This window comes from Novosphingobium resinovorum (assembly GCF_036352595.1).
GTDB lineage: Bacteria > Pseudomonadota > Alphaproteobacteria > Sphingomonadales > Sphingomonadaceae > Novosphingobium > Novosphingobium resinovorum_B.
The window spans coordinates 1-24,090 of the sequence record NZ_JAZFAX010000038.1 but is presented as its reverse complement, the minus strand read 5'-3'; the positions used below and the strand labels follow the sequence as shown (position 1 = coordinate 24,090).

The 24,090-nt window shown below is 66.7% G+C and carries 18 protein-coding genes; 5 read left to right on the top strand and 13 right to left on the bottom strand.

The features are described 5' to 3' along the window. Positions 1-463: 463 nt before the first annotated feature. Entirely contained in the window at positions 464-1,723 is a 1,260-nt protein-coding gene (locus V2S85_RS23235) for a cytochrome P450 (protein WP_330705177.1), read from the bottom strand. Positions 1,724-1,736: 13 nt separating this feature from the next. Next, a complete protein-coding gene (locus V2S85_RS23230) occupies positions 1,737-2,063 on the bottom strand; it encodes a 2Fe-2S iron-sulfur cluster-binding protein (protein ID WP_330705176.1) in 327 nt (108 codons plus the stop codon). 163 nt (positions 2,064-2,226) lie between these two features. Here V2S85_RS23230 and V2S85_RS23225 point away from each other — a divergent pair, with 163 nt between their 5' ends. Beyond that, positions 2,227-2,871 carry a helix-turn-helix domain-containing protein gene (locus V2S85_RS23225; protein WP_330705175.1) on the top strand — a complete coding sequence of 215 codons (645 nt, stop codon included), beginning with the start codon at positions 2,227-2,229 and terminating at the stop codon, positions 2,869-2,871. 37 nt (positions 2,872-2,908) lie between these two features. Here V2S85_RS23225 and V2S85_RS23220 read toward each other — a convergent pair whose 3' ends face one another. The 4 genes from V2S85_RS23220 to V2S85_RS23205 form a co-directional block, all read right to left on the bottom strand. Further along, positions 2,909-4,942 carry a putative bifunctional diguanylate cyclase/phosphodiesterase gene (locus V2S85_RS23220; RefSeq protein WP_330705174.1) on the bottom strand — a complete coding sequence of 678 codons (2,034 nt, stop codon included), beginning with the start codon at positions 4,940-4,942 and terminating at the stop codon, positions 2,909-2,911. 186 nt (positions 4,943-5,128) lie between these two features. Further along, the gene (locus tag V2S85_RS23215; RefSeq protein WP_330705173.1) at positions 5,129-7,945 is read right to left on the bottom strand and encodes an EAL domain-containing protein; all 2,817 of its coding nucleotides are present in this window, start codon (positions 7,943-7,945) and stop codon (positions 5,129-5,131) included. A gap of 150 nt (positions 7,946-8,095) precedes the next feature. Continuing rightward, a complete protein-coding gene (locus V2S85_RS23210) occupies positions 8,096-8,266 on the bottom strand; it encodes a hypothetical protein (RefSeq protein WP_008833082.1) in 171 nt (56 codons plus the stop codon). A gap of 269 nt (positions 8,267-8,535) precedes the next feature. Next, positions 8,536-10,122, bottom strand: a complete 1,587-nt coding sequence (locus tag V2S85_RS23205) for an isocitrate lyase (protein WP_330705172.1) — start codon at positions 10,120-10,122, stop codon at positions 8,536-8,538. 148 nt (positions 10,123-10,270) lie between these two features. Here V2S85_RS23205 and V2S85_RS23200 point away from each other — a divergent pair, with 148 nt between their 5' ends. After that, positions 10,271-11,668, top strand: coding sequence for a helix-turn-helix domain-containing protein (locus V2S85_RS23200; RefSeq protein ID WP_330705171.1), 1,398 nt, complete (start codon positions 10,271-10,273; stop codon positions 11,666-11,668). Positions 11,669-11,795: 127 nt separating this feature from the next. Here V2S85_RS23200 and V2S85_RS23195 read toward each other — a convergent pair whose 3' ends face one another. From V2S85_RS23195 to V2S85_RS23175, 5 genes are all read right to left on the bottom strand, one after another. After that, entirely contained in the window at positions 11,796-13,112 is a 1,317-nt protein-coding gene (locus tag V2S85_RS23195; protein WP_330705170.1) for a cytochrome P450, read from the bottom strand. Continuing rightward, a complete protein-coding gene (locus tag V2S85_RS23190) occupies positions 13,112-14,311 on the bottom strand; it encodes an amidohydrolase family protein (protein WP_330705169.1) in 1,200 nt (399 codons plus the stop codon). Before V2S85_RS23190 ends, V2S85_RS23195 begins: the two co-directional genes overlap by 1 nt. A 267-nt stretch (positions 14,312-14,578) precedes the next feature. After that, the gene (locus tag V2S85_RS23185) at positions 14,579-15,763 is read right to left on the bottom strand and encodes a thiolase family protein (protein WP_330705168.1); all 1,185 of its coding nucleotides are present in this window, start codon (positions 15,761-15,763) and stop codon (positions 14,579-14,581) included. A 181-nt stretch (positions 15,764-15,944) separates the two neighbouring features. Then, the gene (locus V2S85_RS23180; protein WP_330705167.1) at positions 15,945-16,334 is read right to left on the bottom strand and encodes a Zn-ribbon domain-containing OB-fold protein; all 390 of its coding nucleotides are present in this window, start codon (positions 16,332-16,334) and stop codon (positions 15,945-15,947) included. Then, on the bottom strand, positions 16,334-17,542 hold the full coding sequence (locus tag V2S85_RS23175) for a CoA transferase (protein WP_330705166.1): 1,209 nt from the start codon (positions 17,540-17,542) through the stop codon (positions 16,334-16,336). Before V2S85_RS23175 ends, V2S85_RS23180 begins: the two co-directional genes overlap by 1 nt. Before the next feature lie 132 nt (positions 17,543-17,674). Between V2S85_RS23175 and V2S85_RS23170 the strand changes: the two genes are divergently transcribed. Continuing rightward, on the top strand, positions 17,675-18,745 hold the full coding sequence (locus V2S85_RS23170) for a phosphotransferase (RefSeq protein ID WP_330705165.1): 1,071 nt from the start codon (positions 17,675-17,677) through the stop codon (positions 18,743-18,745). 121 nt (positions 18,746-18,866) lie between these two features. Here V2S85_RS23170 and V2S85_RS23165 read toward each other — a convergent pair whose 3' ends face one another. Both V2S85_RS23165 and V2S85_RS23160 read right to left on the bottom strand, forming a co-directional pair. Further along, positions 18,867-21,437, bottom strand: a complete 2,571-nt coding sequence (locus V2S85_RS23165; protein ID WP_330705164.1) for a TonB-dependent receptor — start codon at positions 21,435-21,437, stop codon at positions 18,867-18,869. 377 nt (positions 21,438-21,814) lie between these two features. Further along, entirely contained in the window at positions 21,815-22,534 is a 720-nt protein-coding gene (locus V2S85_RS23160; protein ID WP_330705163.1) for a dienelactone hydrolase family protein, read from the bottom strand. 113 nt (positions 22,535-22,647) lie between these two features. Here V2S85_RS23160 and V2S85_RS23155 point away from each other — a divergent pair, with 113 nt between their 5' ends. Continuing rightward, entirely contained in the window at positions 22,648-23,421 is a 774-nt protein-coding gene (locus tag V2S85_RS23155) for a TonB family protein (RefSeq protein ID WP_330705162.1), read from the top strand. An 89-nt stretch (positions 23,422-23,510) separates the two neighbouring features. After that, on the top strand, positions 23,511-24,090 hold a 580-nt coding region (locus V2S85_RS23150; RefSeq protein WP_330705161.1), incomplete at its 3' end, for a sugar phosphate nucleotidyltransferase.

The window sequence follows — 24,090 nt, the reverse complement described above, 5'->3', positions numbered from 1 at the left end:
AATGGCGGAGGAGCGCAGGCCCCGGCAGGACATTTTGTCCCAGCTTCACGAATCACCGACACGGCGGATTCGGCGGCTTTTCGCAGGTCCAGGCATGCTGCACTGCGGTATTGAACCGATCTTGCGACGCCACGCGTCACAATGAGGGCTTGCAAAACCCTCGCGGATCAGGGAGATTGCCAGAGTTGATGGAGAAAGCAGCTTTTGCTGCAACTGCGAGGGAATCGGCGCGCCGGAGTGATTGGATCATCCCCGGCGCGCTCTCTCCCAACACCGGTAAGGTTACATGAACCTTTCACCGACCACATTGCACAAGAATTCGGCTTTGGCAAAGCCGGAAATGCATTTCATGCTGCGCAGCATGCGGAAAATTCCTCGCGGCTTTTCCCGCGCGTTTCCGCCGTGTTGCTTGTCCTGCGCTGTCATCTGCCCTGCGTGCTGGCGATCGATCGGGGCACCGCGCTTACCATACCAGCGGCAGGTGTTCCGGGCCGATGACGCCGCCGGGGCGGTACTCGATTCGCGTACCCGGCTTGACCGAGAACGCCGGGATCCGCCTGAGCCACTCCTGCAGCGCGATCTTCACTTCGAGCCGCGCGAGGTGCGCGCCCATGCAACTGTGGACGCCCACGGTGAAGGCCAGGATCGTCTTGCGCGGGCGATCGAAGTCCACCTCCTTCGGGTTCGGGAACACCTCGGGATCGAAGTTGCAGGCAGGCAGGATGAAAGTGACGCGGTCGCCCTTCTTCATCTGCACGCCGCGCATCTCGTGGTCCTTGTCGAGCACGCGGCCCGAGAACGTCACCGACCAGCGGCGCAGCAGTTCCTCGACGATCTTGTCGATGTCCTGCGGGCGGCTATGGATTTCCGCGACCTTGTCCGGATTCTCGGCGAGATAGAGCCAGATGTTGTTCAGCGTCGCGAACACGGTGTCGAGCCCGGCGATGAACAGGAAGCAGACGAAGCCGAAGATCTCCTTGTCCGACAGCGACACGCCGTCCGGCGCGGAGTGGGCGATGCGGCTGACGACGCCGTCGTCGGGGTTCGCCTTCTTCTCCTCGATCGCCTGGCGCAGATAGGCGGTGATCTTGCCCATGGTCTCGCCCATCACCGCGCGGTCGTTCGAATGGAGCAGTTTCATCGCCCAGTCCACGAACTCGTCACGCATGTCCTGCGGCAGGCCCATGATGTCGAGGAACACCGTGACCGGCAGCGGGCGGCCGTAGTCCTCGGTGAACTCGCAAGTCCCTCCGGCGGCGACCTTGGCCTCGATCTCGTCGATCAACCCGTTGGCGCGGTGGCGGATCTGTTCTTCCAGCTTGAGCACGCCCTGCGGGCTGAACACCGGATCCACGATGTTGCGGTACTTGCGGTGATGCGGCGGGTCGATCTCGATCGGGATGAAGTAGAAATAGTCGTCCGGATCGCGCGGGAAGGGGGTGGCGCCCTCGTTCGAGAAGATGTCCGGGTGGCGCAGGCCGAACAGCGCGTCCTCATGCTTGATGAGGTGCCACATGTTCCCCATCGGGCTGACGTCGTAGTAGATCGGCGGCTGCTTTTCGTGCAGCGCGGCCATGAAGTCGTGCGGGTTCGCCAGGAAGTCCGGCCCGACGGTGAGGCCCGACTGGCGGATCAGTTCGTGCGGAACGTGGGCGGGCACCTGGTCCATCCCGACGTGGCGCGGGAAGCTGGGCGGGACGGGATTGGCGGCGTCGATCGGCATTGCGGCCTCTCCTTCAGAACTGTGTTTCGGGCAGGTGGATGACGAGCCCTTCGAGCGCGGAGGTGATCTCGATCTGGCACGACAGGCGGCTGCTGGGCCGCAGTTCGCCGGCCACCGCCTCGAGCAGTTCGGCCTCGGTGTCGGACGAGGGCCCGCCCACGGTATCGACCCAGTCCTCGTCCACGTAGCAATGGCAGGTCGCGCAGGAGAGGCCGCCACCGCACTCGCCGACGATGCCTTCGATCCCGTTGTAGAGCGCGCCGCGCATGACGTTCTCGCCCAGCGGCACGTCCACCCGCGTCTCGTGCCCGTCATGATCGACGTAAGTGATCTGTGGCATGGTTTCCTCTCTCGTTGCTCTGTGAGAACATTGTTCTCGATCTTTTAGCGACGATGATGTTATAGGTCAATCGATGGACGATGCGCCCGGCGCAACGGGCAGTGTGTAACAGTGCACACAGTGGGACTGGACCCGGACGGCGAGCGGGGGTAGCGAAGCGCGCATGGAAACGGCATATCCCACCCTGTTCACCGCGCCTGAAAACCCCGATGGCGATCGTACGCGCCTGCTGATCCGCACGGCCTACGATCTGCTCGACGAATCCGGGCTCGAAGGGCTGACGATCCGCGCCGTGCTGGCGCGGGCGGGGCTGGCCCGGCGCGCGTTCTACGAGCGGTTCCAGGGCAAGGACGATCTCGTGCTGGCGGTGTTCGACAGTTCGCTGCGCGCCGCCGCGCTGCAGTTCCGCGAGATCACCGAGCGCTGCGACGGCCCGCTGTCAGCGCTGCGCACGATCGTCACCGGCATCGTCGTCGGCCAGCTCGGGCAGGATCGCATGGGCGCGAACCGGCGCGGCGCGGCGCTCAGCCGCGAGCACTTGCGGCTGGCGCAGACCCGGCCCTCGGAGTTGAATTCGGCGCTGGAGCCGTTGCTGGACCTGATCGCCGGCCATGTCGGCGACGGTATGGCGCAGGGGCTGTTCCGCGAGGCCGATCCCCAGCTTCAGGCGCGGCTGATCTACAACCTCGTCTCGACCACGGTGCATACCGTGCTGCTGGCGGAGGAGGAGGGCGTGCCCGACCGCACGGGGCGCGAGCAACTGGCGACGCAGTTGTGGGACTTCTGCCGCCGTGCCGTCGTGGCGTGACGTGCCGCCGTCAGAACGATACTGACGATCCGGGGCGTTACTTCCCCGTCACCGCAGGCGCCGCCTTGCCGAAAAGGTAGCCCTGGCCTTGCGTGCAGCCTTCGTCGCGCAGGTAGTCGCGCTCGACCTCGCTCTCGATGCCCTCGGCCGCCACGGTGAGGCCAAGGTTGCGACCAAGACCGATCACCGCGCGGATGACCGCGCGCGAATTGGCCTCGTGGTGCAGGTTGAGGATGAACGACTTGTCGATCTTGATCTTGGTGAACGGGTAATTGAGCAGATAGCTCAGCGAGGAATAGCCCGTTCCGAAGTCGTCGAGCGAGATGCCGATGCCGAAGGCGCGCAAGTTGCGAATGATCGCCGAGGGGCGCGGGCCCTTCTCCATCAGCACCGCCTCGGTGATCTCCAGTTCGAGCCGACCGGCGGCGAGGCCGGACGTGGAGAGCGCGTTGATGACCGTGCTCAGCAGGTTGCCGTTGCGGAACTGCAGCGGCGAGACGTTGACCGCGACCTTGACGTGGTCGGGCCAGCCCATCGCCGCCTGGCAGGCGCTGGTCAGCACGAAGCGGCCGATCTGGTCGATCAGGCCGATCTCCTCCGCCAGCGGCACGAAGACGTCGGGCGGCACCGCGCCGCGCTCCGGATGGTTCCAGCGCAGCAGCGCCTCGTAGCATTCGGGCTCGCCGCTCTGGAGGTCGACGATCGGCTGGTAGTGGACCTGCAGGCTGCCTTCGCGCACGGCGGCGCGCAGATCCTGCTCCAGCCGGTTCTTCTCCTGCGCGGCGGCGTCCATCCCGGCCTCGAAGCCGCGGCAGGTGCCGCGCCGCTCGCCCTTGGCGGCGTAGAGCGCAAGGTCGGCGTAGCGCAGCAGCGTCTCGGGATCGCGGCTGTCGTAGGGGGATGAGGCGAAGCCGATGGTGGCGCCGATGTGGATCATGTGCCCGTGCACGAAGAACGGCTCGGACAGCGTGGTGATGATCGACTTCGCCACCAGTTCGGCCTGGGTCAGGCTCGATCGCTGGAAGATCAGCGCGAACTCGTCGCCGCCGATGCGGCACAGCAGCGCTTCGGGCGGGATCAGTTCGCGCATGCGCCGTGCGGCCTCGGTCAGCACGACGTCCCCGAAGTGATGGCCGTAAGTATCGTTGACCGGCTTGAAGTGGTCGAGATCGACGAGGGCCAGCGTCACCGTTTCATGCGGACCGGACCCTTCCAGCACTTCGCGCAAGTGCTGGCGGCAATGCGCGCGGTTGGCGAGGCCGGTCAGTTCGTCGTGGCGGGCCATGTGCGCCATGCGCTGTTCGATGCGGCGACGCTCGGTGACGTCGAAGATCGAGACGATGGTGCCGGCGAAGCCTTCGAGGTCCGAAGTGCGCGTGGCGATCACCGTTTCCAGGCAGCCGCCGTCGCGCCGGATCATCTTCCAGCAGTCGCCGGTATCGCCATGGTCGGCGGCGAGCAGGTTGGCGGCGCAGGTCCGCAGCGATTCGGGGAACAGCGCGCTGGCCGGCAGCCCGGCCATCGCTCCGGCCTCGTAGCCGAACATCCTGCAGGCCGCATCGTTTGCCGTGCGCAGGCAGCCGCTTTCGAGGTCGTAGACGAACATCGCCAGCGGGTTGCGCTCGAACAGCAGGCGGAAGGCTTCTTCCTTCTGCTTGAGGTCGGTAATGTCGACGCGCACGCCGATCGAGCCGCCGCTTTCGAGCCGGCGCTCCTCGATCATGATGCACCGCCCGTTCGACAGCCATTGCTCGTGGCGCCTGGCGGGCTGGCGCAGGCGGGCGAGGCGGTTGGCGAGCCATTCCTCCTCGCGTCCTTCGGCCTCCGGGTAGTCGCCGCGCTCGATGCCGATGCGCAGGGTGTCGCCCAGCTTGGCGCCGGGTTTCAGCAGGTCCGCCGACTTCTCGTAGATCTGCGCGTACTTCTCGTTCCAGAGGATATAGCGGTCCTCCTCGTCGAGGAAGACGATGCCTTGCGGAATCGCCTCGATCGCCTCACGCAGGCGTGCCTCTGCCAACGACGCGGCCTGCAGCGCGGTGTCGAGCGATGGCAAGTCGTCCTCGGCCAGCATGAACTCTTCGTCCGCTACTTCGTGTTTCAGCCCCAAATACACGCAGAACCCTCACCTGGTTTCTTCCAGCCTATGGGCAGGGGGTTAATTTTCTGCCCTATTCTTGCTGGATCGTGACAACGTGGAGTGGGCATTTTCAACGCGATACGGGCTTAACGTCCGTCAACGATCGGGGCGATGCGGCAATCAGCCGCGTGACCCGGCCGCGGCCGGTGCGGCGGCTGCGCTCGGCGGCAGGCCAGGCCGGCCGAAGTAGTAGCCCTGGGCCTCGTCGCAGCCTTCCGCTTCCAGCACCCGCAGCTGGCCTTCGGTCTCGACGCCCTCGGCGAGTACCGGGATTTCCAGGCTGCGGCCCAGCGCCAGCACCGCACGGATGATCGCGCGGGCCTGCGCGCTCTCGCCCGAGCGCATCAGGAACGACTTGTCGATCTTGATCTTGTCGAACGGGAACGACTGCAGCGTGTCGAGCGAGGAATAGCCCGTCCCGAAATCGTCGATCGCCACGCTGACCCCCATCGCCTTGATCTGGCGCAGGCAATGCAGCGCGCGCAGCTTGTCGGAGATGATCGCGGTTTCGGTGATCTCCAGTTCCAGCCGCCGCGCCGGCAGTCCGGTCTCGAGCAGCACGCCGCGCACCACCTCGACCAGTTCGGGTTGCAGGAACTGCACCGGCGAGAGGTTGACCGCCACCTTCTCCTCGCCCGGCCAAGTGCAGGCCTCGATGCAGGCCTGGCGCAGCACCCATTCGCCCAGCGCGATGATCTCCCCGGTCTCCTCGGCGATCGGGATGAATTCGCAGGGCGAGACCGGCCCGCGGCGCGGATGCTGCCAGCGCAGCAGAGCCTCGTAGCCGGCCAGTTCCCCGGTGCGCAGCGAGCGCTGCGGCTGGTAGAGCAGGCTCATCTCGCCGCGCTCGACCGCATGGCGCAGGTCATTGGCGAGCAGGCGGCGCTGCCGGGCGCTTTCGTCCATCCCCGGCTCGAAGAAGCAGACCGATTCGCCGAGGCTGGCCTTGGCGCGGTACATGGCGAGGTCGGCGTTGCTGAGCAGGGTTTCGCGCGTCGGTCCGTCCTGTGGATGGACGGCGATGCCCAGGCTGGCCCCGACCAGCAACTGATGCCCGCCCTCGGCGTCCGGCGCGGCGACGGCGGCGGCGATGCAACCGCGGATGCGGGCGATGAAGTCGTTCAGTTCGGCGCGATTGCCATAGCGGATCGCCGCCGCGAACTCGTCGCCGCCAAGCCGGGCGATCGTCTCGTTCGGCCTGCGCACGGTGTCCAGCCGCTCGGCGATGGTGCGCAGGAGATGATCGCCCGAGGCATGCCCGAAAGTGTCGTTGACTTCCTTGAACCGGTCGAGGTCGATGGCGACCACCGCCAGCCTGTCGCTGCTGCGCCCGCTCTCGGCGATCATCTCGTCGAGGCCCTGGTAGAAGCGGGTGCGGTTCGGCAGGCCGGTCAGCGCGTCGTGCATCGCCATGTGCGCGATCTTGGCTTCGGAGTGGCGCTGGGCGGTGATGTCCTCGAAGGTGGCGATCCAGCCGCCGCCGGGGACCGGGCTTTCGGTGATGGCGAGCACGAGGTCGTCGTTCACTTCCAGCGTCCAGCTGGGGGTGCCGCCGGCCTCGATCGCGCGGCGCACCGACTGGCGGATCATCGTCAGTGTGTCGGCCGGACCAAGGCCCGCCGCGAAGCACCCGGCGTGGACCATCTCGGCCAGCGTGGCGCCGGGCTTCCACTGCGTCGTCGAGATCGACCAGATGCGGTAGAAGGCGGGATTGGCGAGGACCAGCCGTTCCTCGCCGTCGAACATGCACAGACCCTGCAGCATATGGTCGAGCGCCATGTCGAGCCGCTCGGTGGTGGCGGCCAGGGCGTCCTGCGCCTGCTTGATCTCGGTGATGTCGCGGGTGATGAGCGAGAAACCGATATGCGCACCGTCCTCGTCTTTGAGCGTCTCGATCGTGCCTGCCGCCCAGAACCGCGAACCGTCCCGGCGCGGGCAGGGCCACTGGCCCTTGGCGATGCCGTCGGCCAGCGCGGCGGCCAGTGCCTTGGCGGGGCGGCCTGCGGCACGGTCCCCGGCGGTGAAGAAGCAGGCGAACGGAAGGCCGATCGCCTCGTCCTCCATATAGCCGGTCAGGGCGTGCGCGCCGACGTTCCAGCGGGCGACCCGGCCCTGCCGGTCGAGCATGCAGATCGCATAATCGGATGTTCCGCGCACCAACTGCGAGAACTGGTGCTCGCCAAGGAGGCGCGCGGCGTGCTGGCGTCCGCGCATGTGATGCGCGAAGGCGCTGACCGCGACGATCGCGGCAGAGGCGGCGCAGATCCACGCGGCGAGGATGTCCTGCGGTATGGCGAGGCCGGGTTCGGCCATGCGGGTCGGGGTCAGCGACAGCGCGGTCGTGCCGGCGGCGAGCAGCAGCAGGATGGCGATGCAGACGAGGCCGATCGCCAGTGCCAGCGAGGCGGCGCTGCGCCCGCGCAGGGTGAGGTGGATCGCCGGCAGCATCAGCGCCACCGGCAGCAGCACGGAGGCGAGCACCAGATGGCCGTCCCAGTGCATCAGTGCCGGCACCCGCAGTGCCGCCAGTCCGGTGTAGAGCATTGCCGCCAGCCCTGCCGAGAGCAGCAGCGCGGCCGATGCCCGCCCCGCCGGACTGCGCGATTGCACGGCGAACCAGAACGCCGCCTCGCAGCCGGCGATGCCGACCACCAGTGACAGGATCGCCATCAGCGGTGCGTAGCCTTCGCCGGTCTCCAGTCCCATGATGACGGTGAAGAAGGCCACCCAGCCGCCGAAACCGAGGATCAGTCCGCCGAGCAGGCACCAGTTGCGCCGCTGCGTCTCGCGGGCATGGCGGGCCTGGCGCAGCAGGGGCAGCGCCAATGTCGCCGCCGCGCCGCAAGCCAGCAGCGCCAGCAGCAGCACGTCCGGGCGATGCCGCGTCTCGACCGCGCGGATGACTTCGAGGATGTGGGTGCTGAGGGTTTCGACCATCCCGTCAGCCTAGTGCGGCAGGGTTGAGTTCGGCTGAGCGCGCCATGCGGGTCTTTGCGGAGGCGCCCGTTCAAGCCCGGACGCAAATGGCCCGCCGCACACGGGTGCGACGGGCCAAGCTTTCCTCCCCAGGAAAACTCTTGAGCTGCCTCAGCGGCGGATCGCGCTGCCGAGACGGTGATAGAGGTTGGAGTACTTGGACGAGATCGGATCGTCCTCGTGCGCCTTGAGGTAGAAGACGACGGCTTCCTGAAGGAGCTTGAAGTCCTCGTTCGAGAGCACCGCGCGAGCGCGGGTCGGTTCTGCGGTCATGGTGGTCATGCTATGTCCTTTCCTTGCTATGCGGGGGTGCTTCCCGCCTTGGTGGTTGCTCAGGGCCGGAGGGATTGCCCCTGCGGCTTATTTTATTCCCGTCATCCTGAACTTGTTTCAGGATCCATCAGGCGGCGAGCGCGGCGCTTCGAGTTGCAGGCCGAGAGTGCCGATGGTGAAGCCATACCTCCGGGGAGGCGGCTTGATGGACCCTGAAACGAGTTCAGGGTGACGGGGTGTAGGGGGCGGGCATCAGGTTCGGATGCCCGCCATTTAGCTCAGGCCGCGAACTGGTTCATCGTGTTGTGCGCGCCGCCGGCCTTCAGGGCGGCCTCGCCGGCGAAGTATTCCTTGTGGTCGTCGCCGAGGTCGGAGCCGGCCATGTTCTGGTGCTTCACGCAGGCGATACCCTGGCGGATCTCCTCGCGCTGCACGCCCTTCACGTAGCCGAGCATCCCGGCGTCACCGAAGTATTCCTTCGCCAGATTGTCGGTCGACAGCGCGGCGGTGTGGTACGTCGGCAGGGTGATGAGGTGGTGGAAGATGCCCGCCTCGCGCGCCGCGTCCTTCTGGAAGGTGCGGATGCGTTCGTCGGCCTCTGCCGCCAGCTCGGTGGCGTCGTAGTCGATGCTCATCAGGCGCGCCCGGTCGAAGGCCGAGACGTCCTTGCCCGCCGCCTGCCAGGCATCATACACCTGCTGGCGGAAGTTGAGCGTCCAGTTGAAGCTGGGCGAGTTGTTGTAGACCAGCTTGGCGTTCGGGATCACCTCGCGGATGCGGCTGACCATTCCGCCGATCTGGCCGATGTGCGGCTTCTCGGTCTCGATCCACAGCAGGTCCGCGCCGTTCTGCAGGGCGTGGATGCTGTCGAGCACGCAGCGGTCCTCGCCGGTTCCCGAGCGGAACTGGTAGAGGTTGCTGGGCAGGCGCTTTGGCTTGAGCAGCTTGCCGTCCCGGCTGATGAGAACGTCGCCGTGGCCGACCGTCTCGACTTCCTCGCAGTCGAGGAAGGCGTTGTACTGGTCGCCGATGTCGCCCGCTTCACGGGTGAAGGCGATCTGCTTGGTGAGGCCGGCGCCAAGCGAGTCGGTGCGCGCCACGATCAGGCCCTCATCGACGCCCAGTTCCATGAAGGCGTAGCGGACCGCGCGGATCTTCGCGATGAAGTCCTCGTGCGGGACGGTGACCTTGCCGTCCTGGTGGCCGCACTGCTTTTCGTCCGAGACCTGGTTCTCGATCTGGATGCAGCAGGCGCCTGCCTCGATGAACTTCTTGGCAAGGAGGTAAGTCGCCTCCGCATTGCCGAAGCCCGCGTCGATGTCGGCGACGATCGGCACCACATGCGTCTCGTAGGCGTCGATGGCGTGCTCGATGCGCTTGGCCTCGACTTCGTCACCGCCCTCGCGGGCCTTGTCGAGATCGCGGAACAGACCGCCCAGTTCACGCGCGTCGGCCTGACGCAGGAAGGTGTACAGTTCCTCGATCAGCGCCGGAACCGACGTCTTCTCGTGCATCGACTGGTCGGGCAGGGGGCCGAACTCGCTGCGCAGCGCCGCGACCATCCAGCCCGAGAGATACAGGTAGCGCCCCTTGGTGGTGCCGAAGTGCTTCTTGATGGAGATCATCTTCTGCTGGCCGATGAACCCGTGCCAGCAGCCCAGCGACTGGGTGTAGTTGGCGGGGTCGAGATCGTAGGCCGCCATGTCCTCGCGCATGATGCGCGCGGTGTAGCGGGCGATGTCGAGGCCGGTCTGGAAGCGGTTCTGCAGGCGCATGCGGGCGACCGATTCGGCCTCGATCCCGTTCCAGTGGGTCTCGGTGCCGATCGTATTACCGGCTTCGATGATCTTGCTCTGGTAGGTCACGCTTCAGTTCCTCTTCGCGGATGCGATTGCTTTCGATGGAGCCGAGGTAGTCGCGGTGACGGCGCGGCGGAATGCCTTGCGAGGTGCTGTTGTCAAACTTTACAGATGTTCCTTGTAAAGTTGTGTGGTTGTGACAGAATGCGCGGAAATGGCAGAAAACCGTCCCTTATACCTTGGTCCAAGATTGCGCCGTCTGCGCCGTGAACTCGGCCTGACGCAGCTGGCGATGGCCGATGATCTGGAGATCTCGCCCAGCTACGTCGCCCTGCTGGAGCGCAACCAGCGGCCGGTCACCGCCGACATGCTCCTGCGCCTCGCGAAGACGTACCGCCTCGACATCGCCGACATCGCCGGCGACGACGGAGAGGACTACGCGCGCCGCCTGACCGACGTGCTGCGCGACCCGATCTTCGCCGACATCGACCTGCCCAAGCTGGAAGTCGCCGACCTTGCCACCAGCTTTCCCGGCGTCTCCGAAGCGCTGCTCCGGCTACATCAGGCCTACACCCGCGAGGCGCAGGCGCTGGCCGAGCAGCGCGCTGCCGGGCCGATGGCGGACGAGAACGAACCCGTGCGCGAAGCGCAGCGCTTCCTTGCCGCCAACCGCAATTACTTCCACGCGCTCGACACCCGCGCCGAGGAACTGGCGGGCGAGATCGAGAAGGCGGGCGGGGCGACCGAGTGGCTCGCCGCCAAGGCCGTGCGCGTGCGATTCCTGCCGCCTGACGTGCTCATGGATTCGCTGCGCCGCTTCGACCGGCACAACCAGCAATTGCTGATCGCCGACACGCTCGACCATGCCAGCCGCGCGTTCCAGATCGCCACGCACATCGCCCACACCGCGCTGCGATCCGAGATCAAGCAGACGATCCGGGCCGACAGCTTCTCCAGCCGCACTACCGCGACGCTGCTGCTGCGCGCGCTGGCGGGCTATGCGGCGGCGGCGATCGTCATGCCTTATGGCCGCTTCGCCCGCGCGGCCGATCAGCGGCGCTATGACATAGATGCCCTGTGCGCGCTGTTCGGCGCCAGCTTCGAGCAGGTGGCCCACCGTCTCACCACGCTGCAGAGGCCGGGGGAGGAGCGCGTCGGCTTCTTCTTCATCCGCGTGGACGAGGCGGGCAATGTCTCCAAGCGGCTCGACGGCGCGGGCTTCCCCTTCGCCGCGCACGGCGGCGGGTGCCCCTTGTGGAGCGTGCATCAGGTGTTCCGCCGTCCGGGCGAGATCGTGCCGCAATGGCTCGAACTGCCGGGCGGGGAGCGCTTTTTCTCTATCGCGCGCACGGTGACCGGTGGGGCGGCAGGCTACGGCGGTGCGCGGGTCGTGCGCGCGGTGGCGCTCGCCTGCGCGGCCGAGCAGGCGGGGCGGCTGGTCTATGCCGGAGGCGTGGACCCGGCGGGCGCGCCGCCGACGCCGATCGGCGTCACCTGCCGCTTGTGTCAGCGTGCGGAATGCACCGCCCGCTCGGTCCCGCCGATCGGGCGCGACGTGCTGGCGGACGACTACCGCCGTGCCGCGCAGCCCTATACGTTCGCGGAGAGTTGAGCCGACCACCCAGCCCTCGTCATTGCGAGGCCGCAGGCCGAAGCAATCCAGGGCAGTTTAAGGCCGCCCTGGATTGCTTCGCTTTGCTCGCAATGACGAAGTGGGTGTGTGACGGGGTAAGGGGCGGTTACCGCAGCAGCACCGGCAGTCCCGACACGCCCTGCTGCTCCAGCCCGCCGGTCATGAACGGCGCGGGCGCTTCGGGATCGAGCCGCAGGTTCGGGAAGTGATCGAGCAGCGCGTTGATGCCGCGATTGATCTCCACCCGCGCCACGTTCATGCCGAGGCATCGGTGCGTACCGAACCCGAAGGCGAGGTTGGTCTTCTTCGGCCGGAACAGGTCGTATTCGTCGGGCCGCTCCCAGCGCGCAGGATCGCGGTTGGCGGGGCCGAGACCGAGTTCCAGCACCGCGCCCTTGGGGATCGCGTGGCCGTAGAGTTCGGTGTCCTCCATCACCATGCGGTAGAAGTAAGGCGCGGTCGGATACCAGCGCAGGCTTTCCTCCACCGCATCGTCCACCAGCGAGCGGTCGGCGCGCACGGCGTCCAGTTGCCCGGGATGGGTGAGCAGGGCGTAGAGAGCGATGCCCATCTGCCGCCACGAGGTGCCGCCGCCCGCGACCATCACCAGCTTGACGTGCGCCATGATCTCGCGGTCGGTGAGGGCACGCGGTTCCTCGCCCGGCATCTGCAGCTTCATCGTGATGAGGAAGCTGACGAGATCGTCCCTCGGCTCCTGACGGCGGCGCGCGATCAGGCCCAGCACGGTGCTCTCGACGATCTTCGCGTTGGCCTGTCGCTGCTCCATCGTCACAGTCCGGCTCGAACTGGTGGAGTTGAGATAGGCGTGACGGAAACGCAGCGCCTCGTCGCCGTCGAGGCCGATGGCGGTGGTGATCGTGTAGACCGGGATGCGCGCGCAGTAGTCGAGATTGAGGTCGGCGCGATCTGCCCGGCCCATGCGGGCGATCAGGCGTTCGATGATGGTGTCGATGGTGTGCTCGCGCCACCAGCCTATCGCCTCGGGCATGTTGAAGCGCGGCTGGATGGTGCGGCGATAGGCGCGGTGGAGCGGCGGGTCCATCTCGAGGATGCCCATCGTCTTCTCGCCCGCCGGGTTGTCGTGACCCTGCACCGAGTTGGAGAACACCGCGGCATTGCGCAGAGCGGCTTCCACCGCCTCGAAGGAGAGCACCGTCCAGTGCGGCCGCCCCGCTGCACGCGCATGGCGCTCGTGCAGCGGCAGGCCGAGCAGTTCGCGCAGGCGTCCTTTCAGCACCGGGCCTTCATCGCGCAGCGCGTGGATGCGCGGCATGATCTTAGCCACTTCCACGAGGTTGCCGATCGCCTCCGCCTCGCGGCGGACGTCGTAGAGTTCCTCGTAGAGCGGGTCGTCGGCGGTGAGGACGTCGTCGTTCTCGGGCGCGGTGGGGGTGTCCAGCATCAGGCGATCCCCAGCAGCTTGCAGGCGTTGTCGTGGATGATCGCGCGCACGTCTGCCTCGGGCACGCCTTCGAAGTCGCGCAGGATGACCTCGCGCGATCTGGGGAAGGTCGTCTCCGAGTGCGGATAGTCCGAGGACCACATGATGTTGCGCGCGCCCGGCAGGTCGCGGTTCAGGATTCCGGTGCGGTCCTGGATGAACGAGCCGTAGACGTTGCGGTCCATGTAGTAGCTGGGCGGATGCTTGAGCTGGCTCTCGGTCCAGAAGCGCTGCCGTTCCCAGGTGCGGGTGATGTATTCGGTGTACCACGCGAACCAGCCCACGCCGCTCTCCATGCTGCCGATGCGCAAGTCCGGGAAGCGGTCGAAGATGCAGTTGAAGATGAAGATGCCGATGGGTTCGGCCATCGCCATCTTGCTCATCGGCATGTCGGGCAGGAAGAACTCCTTCTGCCCGAAGCGCGGCACCCGCGCGCCGAGGTGGAAGGTGATGACGAGGCCGTGGTCGCAGATCGTCTTCCACAGCCTGTCGAACGCCGGGTCGGAATATTGCAGCGCGCCCTTGCTGTCGCCGGTCAGCGCCGAGACCTGTCCGTCCTTCATCGCCGCGATCCCGGACGAGGTCTTCCACGCGTCGGGGTTTTGCGGGAAGGCGGGCAGGTTGATGGCGCGAAAGCCCTTCTTGGCAAGGCGCGTGACATGCGCGCACGTCTCGTCGATGTCGCGCATCGGCACGTAGCCCACGGGATAGAGCCGGTCGGGCGCCACCGAGGCGAAGTCCATCACCCAGTTCTGGTACGCCTCGTAGCTGGCGACGTAGAGTTCGTTGTCGAACGAACCGAGCGGCCCGCCGCCGAACAATAGCGCGGCGTCCATGCCGTCGGCATCCATGTCTGCGAGGCGGGTGGCGGGCTCCCAGACCGTGCGCTGGTCGGCGAGGCGGCCCTTCATCTTGAAGTTCTTGCCCTCGCGACCGGCCTGGTTGTTGATCATCATGAAGGGGCGGCGGTTGCCCTCGAAGCAGATGTAGTCCCCGTCCTCGGCGTGCTCGATGAAGGGCGCGCGGTCCTTGAGGTGGGCGGGGAGGTAGTCCTTCCACATGTCGTGCGGCGGATCGATGTGCGCGTCGGCGTCGAAGATCGGGCCGAATTGCCAATCGGTGGCCGCGTTCGTGCGGATGGCGGGATCTGCTTCGCTCATGTCCGGTTCCTCTCGTCCCGATCTATTATTCTAAATTGCGAATTGATTATCGCATTAGTGAATGAGTCGGTCAAGGGCATCCGCCGCGCCGCTTCTCACTTCATCGTCACCCTGAACTTGTTTCAGGGTCCATCGCGCAGCCCAATGCGACGGGCCGTGTCGCCATCTGCACTGGCGGTTTGTTGGCTGCAGCCTCAACGTGACACGCCTGATGGACCCTGAAACAAGTTCAGGGTGACGGGGTGTGGGAATGGAGGGAGTTTGCGATCAATCCCGCCGCAGGATCATCGCGCCGTAGCCATAGCCGCCGTTGGAGACGATGCAGGTCCGCGCGTCCCGCACCTGCCGCCCGCCGCCGCGGCCCCAGAGCTGGACGGTCGCCTCATGGATGTGGCCGTAGCCGTGGAACCGCCCGGCCGAGAGCTGGCCGCCGCCGGTGTTGAGCGGCAGTTCGCCGTCCAGCGCGATCCGCTGCCCGCCCTCGGTAAAGCGGCAGGCCTCTCCCTTCGGCACGAGGCCGAGCGCCTCCAGCCACATCCACACGTGGATCGAGAACCCGTCGTAGATCTGCGCGCAGTCCATATCGGCGGGCGTGAGGTCGGTGCGCTCCCACAGCATCGCTCCGGCGCGGTGGGCGGCGGGTAGTTCGGTGAAGTCGCCCTCGTGGCGGCCCACCCACAGTCCGCCCACGGCCATGCCCATTGCCTCGATATGGAGCGGCGGATTGCGCAAGTCCTTCGCCGCATCCCGGTGCGACAGGACGATCGCGGTCGAGCCGTCGATATGGCTGTCGCAGTCGAACAGCCTGAGCGGCGAGGAGATCACCCGCGCCGCAAGATAATCGTCGAGGGTGAGCGGCTTGCGGTAGATCGCATTGGGATTGTGCGCGGCGTTGGCGCGGTTGTTGACGGCGATGGCGCCCAGTTGCGCTTCGTCGGCGCCGTACTTGTCGAAATAGGCCTGCGCATAGAGCGCGAAAGTATTGATCGGCGAAAGCGCGTTGTAGGGCACCGTCCAGGCGTTGTTGCCGTCCACCCGGTCACGCGCGCCGGACATGAGCGTGGATGCGCGCGACACCAGCCGTGCCTGCGCCTGCGCGACGCTGCGAAACACCACGACATGACGGGCGAGGCCGCAGGCGATTGCGGTCACCGCGTTGAAGATCGGCGCCATGTGGCTGAACCCCTCGGCGGAGGCGAGAATCCAGCGAGGCTCGATGCCGAGCACGGCGGCGGCTTCGGAGGGGCTGACGGGCGCGATCCCGCCGCCTTCGCTGCTCTTGCCGGGATATGTGGCGATCCCGTCGATGTCCGAGGGGGAGAGCCCCGCGTCGGCAATGGCGGCGAGGCAGGCGTCGGCAGTCAGTTGCAGCGCGGTGCGGGGGGAGGGACGGCCGACCTCGGACTGCGCGGCGCCGGTGATGCACACCTGCTTTTCGGGGAGAAGGGTCATGCTGGCGCGCTCATCCGTCCAGACACTCCGTCACCCTGAACTTGTTTCAGGGTCCATCGGGCAGTTAGTGCCGGAGCGTGGCGTGACCAGCGGCTTCCTCGGTTTACGGCCCCACAGCACGGCGTTTCAGGCACGATGGACCCTGAAACAAGTTCAGGGTGACGAGGTGGGGGGCGAAAGGTCATTCCCTGTCCTCCCGGAACATCGGCAGCCAGACATCGTCGTGGTGCTCGAACTCGACCGTCAGCGGCATGCCGATGCGCACTTCTCTCCCGAGGACATTGGTGAAGACGTAAAGCTGTGCCTGCTCCGCCAGCTCGACGACGCCGAACACGAAGGGCACGTCCAGCCCCGGCACCCACGCCTCATGGTTCACCGTGTAGCTGGCGAGGCGGCCCTTGCCGGAAACCGGCGCGGGGGCGACGGTCTCGCTGCCGCAACCCGAGCAGCGCGGAAAAGGCGGGTGCTGGTAGGTTCCGCATTGTCCGCAGCGCTGGATGCGCAAGCGCCCGTCCGCTCCGCAAGTCCAGTAGAAGGCGGTTTCCGGCTCCAGCTTCGGCAGCTTGCGCATCAGAACACCACGCCCTGCACCTTGAGGTCGATGATCTCGTCCTCGGAGTAGCCCAGGCTCTCAAGCACCGCGTCGCTGTCGGCACCGAGGTCGGGCGAGCGGGTGGAGGACAGCGGCGTGCCGTCGAAGACCATCGGCAGGCCGATCATCGGGATCTGCGTGCCGTCGCCGTAGTCCACGCGCTTGAGGTAGCCGTTGGCCTGCGCCTGCGGATCGTCCTTCATTTCGCCGACGTCCTGCACGACGTCCCACTGGCCCGACTGGCGCGAGAGGATCACCTTCCATTCGGCGAGCGTCTTGCCGGCGAACAGCGCCTTCACTTCGGCATAGCAGGCATCGATGTTCGCCTTGCGCGCGGCGGCGTCGGCGAAGCGCGGGTCGGCGGCGAGGTCGGGCCGTCCGGCGGCTTCGCAGAAGGGCGTCCAGTACTTGTCCGCCTGCAGCATGCAGAGCGCGAGGAAACGCCCGTCGGCGGTGCGGTAGTTGCTGACGAGCACGTTGTTGGGCTTGTCGGCGGGCGGCTTGGGGAACTTCTGCACCCCGTCCGCCGTCGCCTGGCAGACGTAGCGCTGCATCGACCAAAGGGCGGTGCCCAGCAGCGAGACGTCCACAGCCGAAGCCTCGCCCGTCAGCGCCCGCTTGGCGATGGCGGCGCAGATCGCGCCCGACAGCATCGCGCCCGATATCGTATCGCCGAATGCCGGTCCCGGCGGACCGACCGGATGCGGCGCCTCGGGCTCGGTCAGCGAGGAGGAAATACCGCCGCGCGCCCAGAAGGTGATCGCGTCGTAGCCGCCTTTCTCATGGTCCGGGCCATTGGGGCCGAGCGCGCTGCCGCTGGCGTAGATGATGCCGGGATACTCCGCCCGGATCGTCTCCTCGTCGATCCGCATCGCCCGCCGCGCCGGAGGCAGCAGGTTGGTGAGGAACACGTCGGCGTCCTCCAGCAACCGGTCCAGCACCGCGCGCCCGGCCGCCTGCTTGAGATCGAGCGTCACTGAGCGCTTGCCCCGGTTGTAGCTCTCCCACGAATAGTCGATTTTCCCGCCGCCAAGACCGCCGATCGAAAGCCCTCGCAGCGGATCGCCGGTCGGCGGCTCGATCTTGATCACGTCGGCGCCAAGGTCCGCCAGCATCCCGCCGCAAGCCGGCACGAAGGCCCACATCGCGACTTCCACGACCTTGATGCCTTCCAGCGGCTTGCCCATCGGCCTCTCCCGTTCTGTTACCATCGCCCGTTTTACTATCGCTCGGCCGATGAAATTCTATATTGCGAAGGATGGACCGAAATGGCGAATTAGGTCAAGCCGAAGGAACAGATATCGGGAAAGGGAAAAGGCATGTCTCAAGTCCTCGAAAGGCCGCGCCCGGCGCAGCCGCAAGTCACGGTTCCGGCGACGCTGGAACAGGCGCTCGATCCGCAGTGGCTGGCGGGAGCGCTGGGCAAAATCGCGGCGGGACGCGCCATCGCCCAGGTCGAACAGGTCGAAGTGATCCGCACCGTCGCCACCAAAGTGCGCTTCGCGGTGACATTCGAAGACGGCGAGCGGCTGGGGTTCTGCCTAAAGGGCCTGCTCGACGTGGACGCGATGACCGCGCGCGGCGGGCCGACTTGCGTGCTCGAGTCGGACTTCTACAACAAGGTCGCACCCGTGATTGCCGTGCGCGTGCCCGATTGCGTCGCCACCGTGATCGACCGGGAGGCGCAGCAGGCCGTGACGATCATGCGCGATCTCATCGGCGACGGCGCGCGGTTCTGCTCGGCGCTCGATCCGTTCACGGCGGACGATGCGCTGGAGAGCCTGCGGCAGTTGTCGCTGCTCCACGCCCGCAGCGATTTCCTCGATGGCGCCGACTGGATTCGCCCGCGCGCGGCGGAGCTGGCGAAGATGAGCTATGTCACGCCCGAGGCCCTGCAGGACCTGCTCGACGGTCCGCGCGGGGACAACCTTGCGCCCCGCGTGCGCAGCGCCGCCAATCTTGCGGCGGCGATCAGGGAACTCGCCGCGCGCGACGGCGGCCGGCCGCAGTTCATGATCCATGGCGACGCCCATGCGGGCAACGTCTTCCGTACGCCCGAGGGCATGGGCGTGATCGACTGGCAACTGCTCCAGCGCGGGGGCTGGGCGCTCGACGTGGCCTATCACCTGAACGCGGTGCTGCCGACCGAAGTGGCCGAGGTTGAGGAGCGTCGCCTGCTCGGCGAATACCTCTCGATGATGCGCGGACACGGGGTGGACATGCCGTCCGAAGAGGACGCCTGGATGCAGTACCGCGAAGGCGTGACCTACGGCTATTACCTATGGTCGATCACGCGCCGCGTCGATCCGCCGATCATCGTCCAGTTCGTCGATCGGCTCGGCAAGGCGGTGATGCGGCACGACAGCTTCGGGCTGCTGGGTGCTGCGTAAGCAACCATGGAAAAGGCCACGGCGATAATGGCGTGACCCATCTGATTCAAAGGGGCCCGCACCGCGAAGGGCCGACAGGAACCCCGCGCCCTTGGCGGCGCGGGGTTCCTGTCGTGAAAGATCAGCCGCCGAACGCGTACTTCAGGCGCAGGCCGTACATGCGCGGCGGGCCGTACATGAAATCGCCGATGCCGGAGGATTCGTAGCCGCCGCCCGAAGTGGTGCGGTAATGCTTGTTGGTCACGTTCTGGCCGAACACGGTGAGGTCGAACCCGGTCCCGCCGATGTCGTTGATCCCCGCCGTCAGGTTGAGCAGGCTGTAGCCGGGAATTCGGTTGTTGCCATCGATGATCTGACTGGCGGTATACGTGAACACCGCGCCGAGGCTGAATTCGCCCACGCCTTCGCCGAGCGAGGCCGAATAGTCCGCCGAAAGCGTCGCCTTGTGCTTGGGCGAGTACGTCAGCGGACCGCCGATCGTGCCGCGCGGAATGATCTGCAGGAACGGGCTGTCGGACGAAAGCGCGGGCGGAATGAGTTCCTTCAGCTCGGTGTCGAGGTAGGTATAGCCCGCCGAGAGCCGCAGGCCGTGGAACGGCGAGACGCCGGCATCGACTTCGACGCCCCTGATGACCGACTTGCCCGCATTGATGATGGCGGCCCCGCCGACCAGCCCGCTTTCGGGCTTGGCGATGAGGGCGCCGAACACCTGCTGGTCGGAGAAGTCGTTCCAGAACGCGGCGATGTTGAAGTAGCCGGGCAGGGCGCCGCGGAAGGTCAGCTTGGCGCCCACTTCGTAGGCATCGACCTTCTCCGGCCGTGCGGTTTCCAGGCCGGGGTTGGTGAAGTTCACCGTGCCCTGGCGATACCCGCGCGCGTACTTGGCGTAGACCAGCGTGTCGGGGCTCGGCTTGAAGTCGAGGTCGATCAGCCAGGTCGGCTTGTTGGACTTGTTGACGATGCGCGTGCCGCAGGCGGACAGGTCGCCGCCGTTGGTGCGCAGGTTCACCGCCGGGTGGTTCAGGTTGTCGTTGCAGACCCACTGCGACAGGATGGTGCCGAGGCCGGGGATGGTCGCATAGACGCGCCGGTTGCTCTCCGAATAGCCGGCGATCTTGTCGAAGGTCCAGCGCCCGCCAAGGGTCAGCGCGAGCTGGTCGGTGAAGTGGTAGGTGCCCTGCGCGAAGACTCCGTGGTTGTCGAAGGCCATGCGGGTGCGCGATTCCGAGATGATCGTGCCGGCATAGGGCGCTGCATCCGAAAGCGGCAGCCCGCCGGTGCAATCGATGGTGCCGGGATCGATGCAGTTGCCGTAAATCCCGGTGCGCTGCTGGTTGAAGCCGAGCGGGCGGCTGAATTCGAGGTAGCCGCCGACCACGAAGTTGAGCTTGCCGTCGGCCGAGCGGCCCTGGAGCTGCAGTTCCTCGGTCATGGTGGATTCGGCCGCCGCATCATGGCCCGGCTGCGTGCCGAGCTGGATGTAGTCGAACGGCTGGCCGACCTGCGGACCGCCGCGCGCCGCGTAGTAGCGGGTGATCTCGGTGTCGGGCACGAAGAAGTTGTCGCTGTAGAGCTGGAACTGGCTCTGCTCGCGGTACTCGCCGTAGCTGACGATGTTCTTGACGGTGAGCGTGTCGCTGGCCTGCCAGGTCGTGGTGTTGATCGCCTGCCAGGTGCGCAGGAACATGCGCGGGTTGGGGTTGCTCACCTCCACGTCGAGCGGGCCGTCGCCGCGCTCGGTCTGGCGGTCGATCTGGTCGCAGGCGGCCAGCGAGGTGTAATAGCGGCTGACGCTGTACTTGCTGCCGTTCGGATTGATGGCGGAGATCGTCGCCGGATTGATCGTGCGCGGGTCGCCCGGGTTGGCATCGCAGAACTCGTAGTGCGATGCGTAGCCGTTGGTGTCCGAACGGCTGTAATGGAAGATCGTGTAGTTCTCCAGCTCCGGCGTCAGGTCGGCGACGATGCTGAGGCGACCATAGAAGTAGTTGACGTCGTTGTAGTCTTTCGGGCCGATACCGGAGCGGTTCTTCATGTAGCCGTCGCGTTCGTTGCGGTCGATCGCCACGCGGACCTTGAAGGTGTCGGCGAGCGGGGCGTTGAACATCGCCTGGATGCGGCGCTGGTCGTAGTTGCCGTAAGTGCCCTCGACGGAGGCGCCGAGCACATCCGTTGGCTTGGCCGGAACCAGCAGCACGGCGCCGCCGGTGGTGTTGCGGCCCTGCAGCGTACCTTGCGGACCTTTGAGAACCTGCACGTTCTGGAGGTCGGTGAAGGCGCCCGCGCCCACGGTGTTGCCGCCTGCGGTGCCGCCCTGCGCGCGTACGCCGACGACGTCGGCGAAGTAGACGCCCACAGTGGGCGCGGTGGATGCGTCCTGGTTGAAGCCGCGGATGGAATACGTCGATTTCTCAGGGCCGTAGCGGGTATTCACCGAAAGCGATGGGGTGAACACGGCAAGGTCGGAAGCGACCGCGATGTTGCGCTTCTGGATCTGGTCGCCGCTGAATACGGTGATCGAGATCGGCACGTCCTGCAGGCGCTCCTCGGTGCGGCGGGCGGTGACGATGATGTCGCCGGGGTTGAGCCCGTCGTCCTGCGCAAATGCCGGAACTGCCATGATTGCGGGCAGCGTGACGATCGAGAATGCGGCGCCGCGCATCAGGGCGTGTCGGAAATTCCTTGCAATCATGACCTCTCCTCTCCTCCTCCGGACAGTTTTCCGGAAACATTGTTCTCGTTGTCGTAAGGCGATACCCTTCGGCGGCCGGTTTTGCCGGTCAGCGCGGGAGTCTTTCGGGTAGTCGAAGTCGGTAAGTGCCCGGTGCGGACCGCTGATCCGATAGGGTCCGGCCAGCATCTGGACCAGTTCCGGGCGCGCCCCTCAGCGCCTGTCCTCTCTCCCCCCGATGCCTTGGCGGCACCTGTTATCGCCCTTGGGAAACACTACGAATCCCTCGACTGTTTGCAAGGATAACTGCAGGCGTTTCAGTTCACAATTGGGAATATTATATCGTGAAAGCGAATTTCCTTTGAGCTGTGATCGGATTGTAACACCTGTTCAGTTGGTCATGCCGCCAAGGTCGCTTCCAGCAGGGCAAGTGTGCCGCTCCAGGCAATTCGATGTGCCACCGGGTCATAGGCGATCCCCTCGGCGATACCGTCATGGTCGGGGTCGGTGAAGGCGTGCCGGGCCCGCGCGAACTCCGTCATCTGGTAGTCTGCGTCGGCTGTATCGAGTTCGGCGCGCAGGGCCGCGAGGTCGGCGCGCGGAACATAGGGGTCGCGTCCACCGGTCCATACGGCGATTCGGGCGCGGACTGCGCCGGGCATGGCCGGGGCGTGAGTGCCGAGCAGTCCGTGGAAGCTCGATACGGCCTTTACCGCCGCGCCGCTGCGCGCCAGTTCGAGCACGCACTTGCCGCCAAAGCAGTAACCCACGGCTGCCACGCACTCGGGATCGACGCAGGGCAGGGCGCACACCGCGTCCAGCCAGGCCAGCACGCGGGCGCGCAGCACGTCGGGGCGGGCGAGGAGATCGGCGAAGTGGCGCCCCGCCGACTGCGGGGTCGAGAGATCCGCCCCGCGCCCGTACATGTCGATGCCGGCGACGACATAGCCTGCGCCCACCAGTTCGTGCGCCGCCGCCTCGAAACTGGGGCCGGGGCCGGTGGCGCCGGGAAACATCAGCACCGCCGGATGCGGCCCGGCGCGCTCCGGCTTGCCGAGAAAGCCTTCGAGTTCGACCTCGTCATGGCTGCAGTGAACGCGTTCGAACCTCTCGGCCATCGTCGTTTCCTTTTCTTATATGAGAACGTATGATCGCATGTGGGAATGCGCGGGGCGCGGTGTCCTGTCAAAGGTTGCAACCGCTTGTGCGCCCGTGCGATCTGCGGGGGATGATGCTTCGGCGATCCCGCATCGGACTGGCCCGGCGCAGCGACCTGCCGGACGGCGGCGGCACGGCGCGCCGCCGGCCTGACTGGCGCGTGGCGGCGGTGGTTCTGCTGATCCACGTCGTCATCGCCGCCGGACTGGTGCGGGCCTTCACCCCGGACCTCGCGGAACGGGTCGCCCGCTCGGTCACGCAAGCCTTCACCATCGCGGCCGATCCGCCTGTCCCGAGCCCGTCGCCCGCGCCTTCCCCGGCATCGTCCAGGCCAGCGCCCGACCAGGAGGGCGGTGCCGGAACGCCGGGCCGCAGGGCAGCCCCGCGCGAAGTCGCCGCGCCCCGACCACCGGTCGTCATCGCCACCGCAAAGGCGCCGCCCGTCGCGGGCAAGGGCGACGAGAATGCAGCAGGTGCGTCTGCCCGGGGCAGCGGCACCGGTGCCGCGGGCACTGGTGCCGGCACCGGCTCGGGCGCGGCGGGCGAGGGAACGGGCGGCGGCGGAGGCATGCCCACGGCGAAGATCGCCGGCGACATCAATTCCGCGAAGGACTATCCGCGCGCCAGCCGCGAGTTGCGGATCGGGGCTTCGGTGACGATCGACCTTTCCGTCGGAAGGGATGGCCGGGTATCGTCATGCCGGGTCGTCCAGCCGAGCCCGGACCCGCAGGCCGACCGCATCACCTGCACTCTCGCGGCGCAGCGATTCCGCTTCCGTCCGGCTCGTGACGCGGCGGGAAATCCCGTTGAGGCGGTCTATCGCTGGCGCCAGCGGTGGTTTTATTGAGGGTTTTCTTGTCCACCGATGTTGCATCGCAGTATTGGACGTTTATGAGCATTGCGGAGCAATACCGTCACTGGCGAGCGAACTCATTCATGCCCACGATTGTACCGGTAATTCTCTGCGGTGGCAGCGGCACGCGCCTGTGGCCGCGCAGCCGGGCCGCGATGCCCAAGCCGTTCCTGCCCCTCGTCGGCGATTCCACCCTGTTCGAGGCCGCCCTTGCACGCTGCCCCGGCGCGGGCGGCTTCGCTCCGCCGGTGGTGGTGACCGGCCACAAGCACCTGGCGCACGTCGAGGCGCAGCTTGGCGGCGTACAAGGCGCACAAGTGATCGTCGAGCCTTCGGCGCGCAACACCGCCGCCGCCATCGCGCTCGCCGCCAGCCGCCTGCCCGCCGATGCCGTCATGCTGGTGTGCCCCAGCGACCACCACATCGGTAATCCGCAAGCTTTCGCGCTCGCCGCGCTCGCCGCCGCCGACCTCGCCGGGGATGGCTGGCTGGTCTCCTTCGGCATCGAGGCGACCCGGCCCGAGACCGGCTTCGGTTATCTCAAGCGCGGCGAGGCGATTGCCTCGGCCAGCGGTTCCGCCAGCGGATTCCGCACCGCGCAGTTCGTCGAGAAGCCTGACCTCGAGCGGGCCAGGGCGTTCCTCGCCGAAGGGATCTATGCCT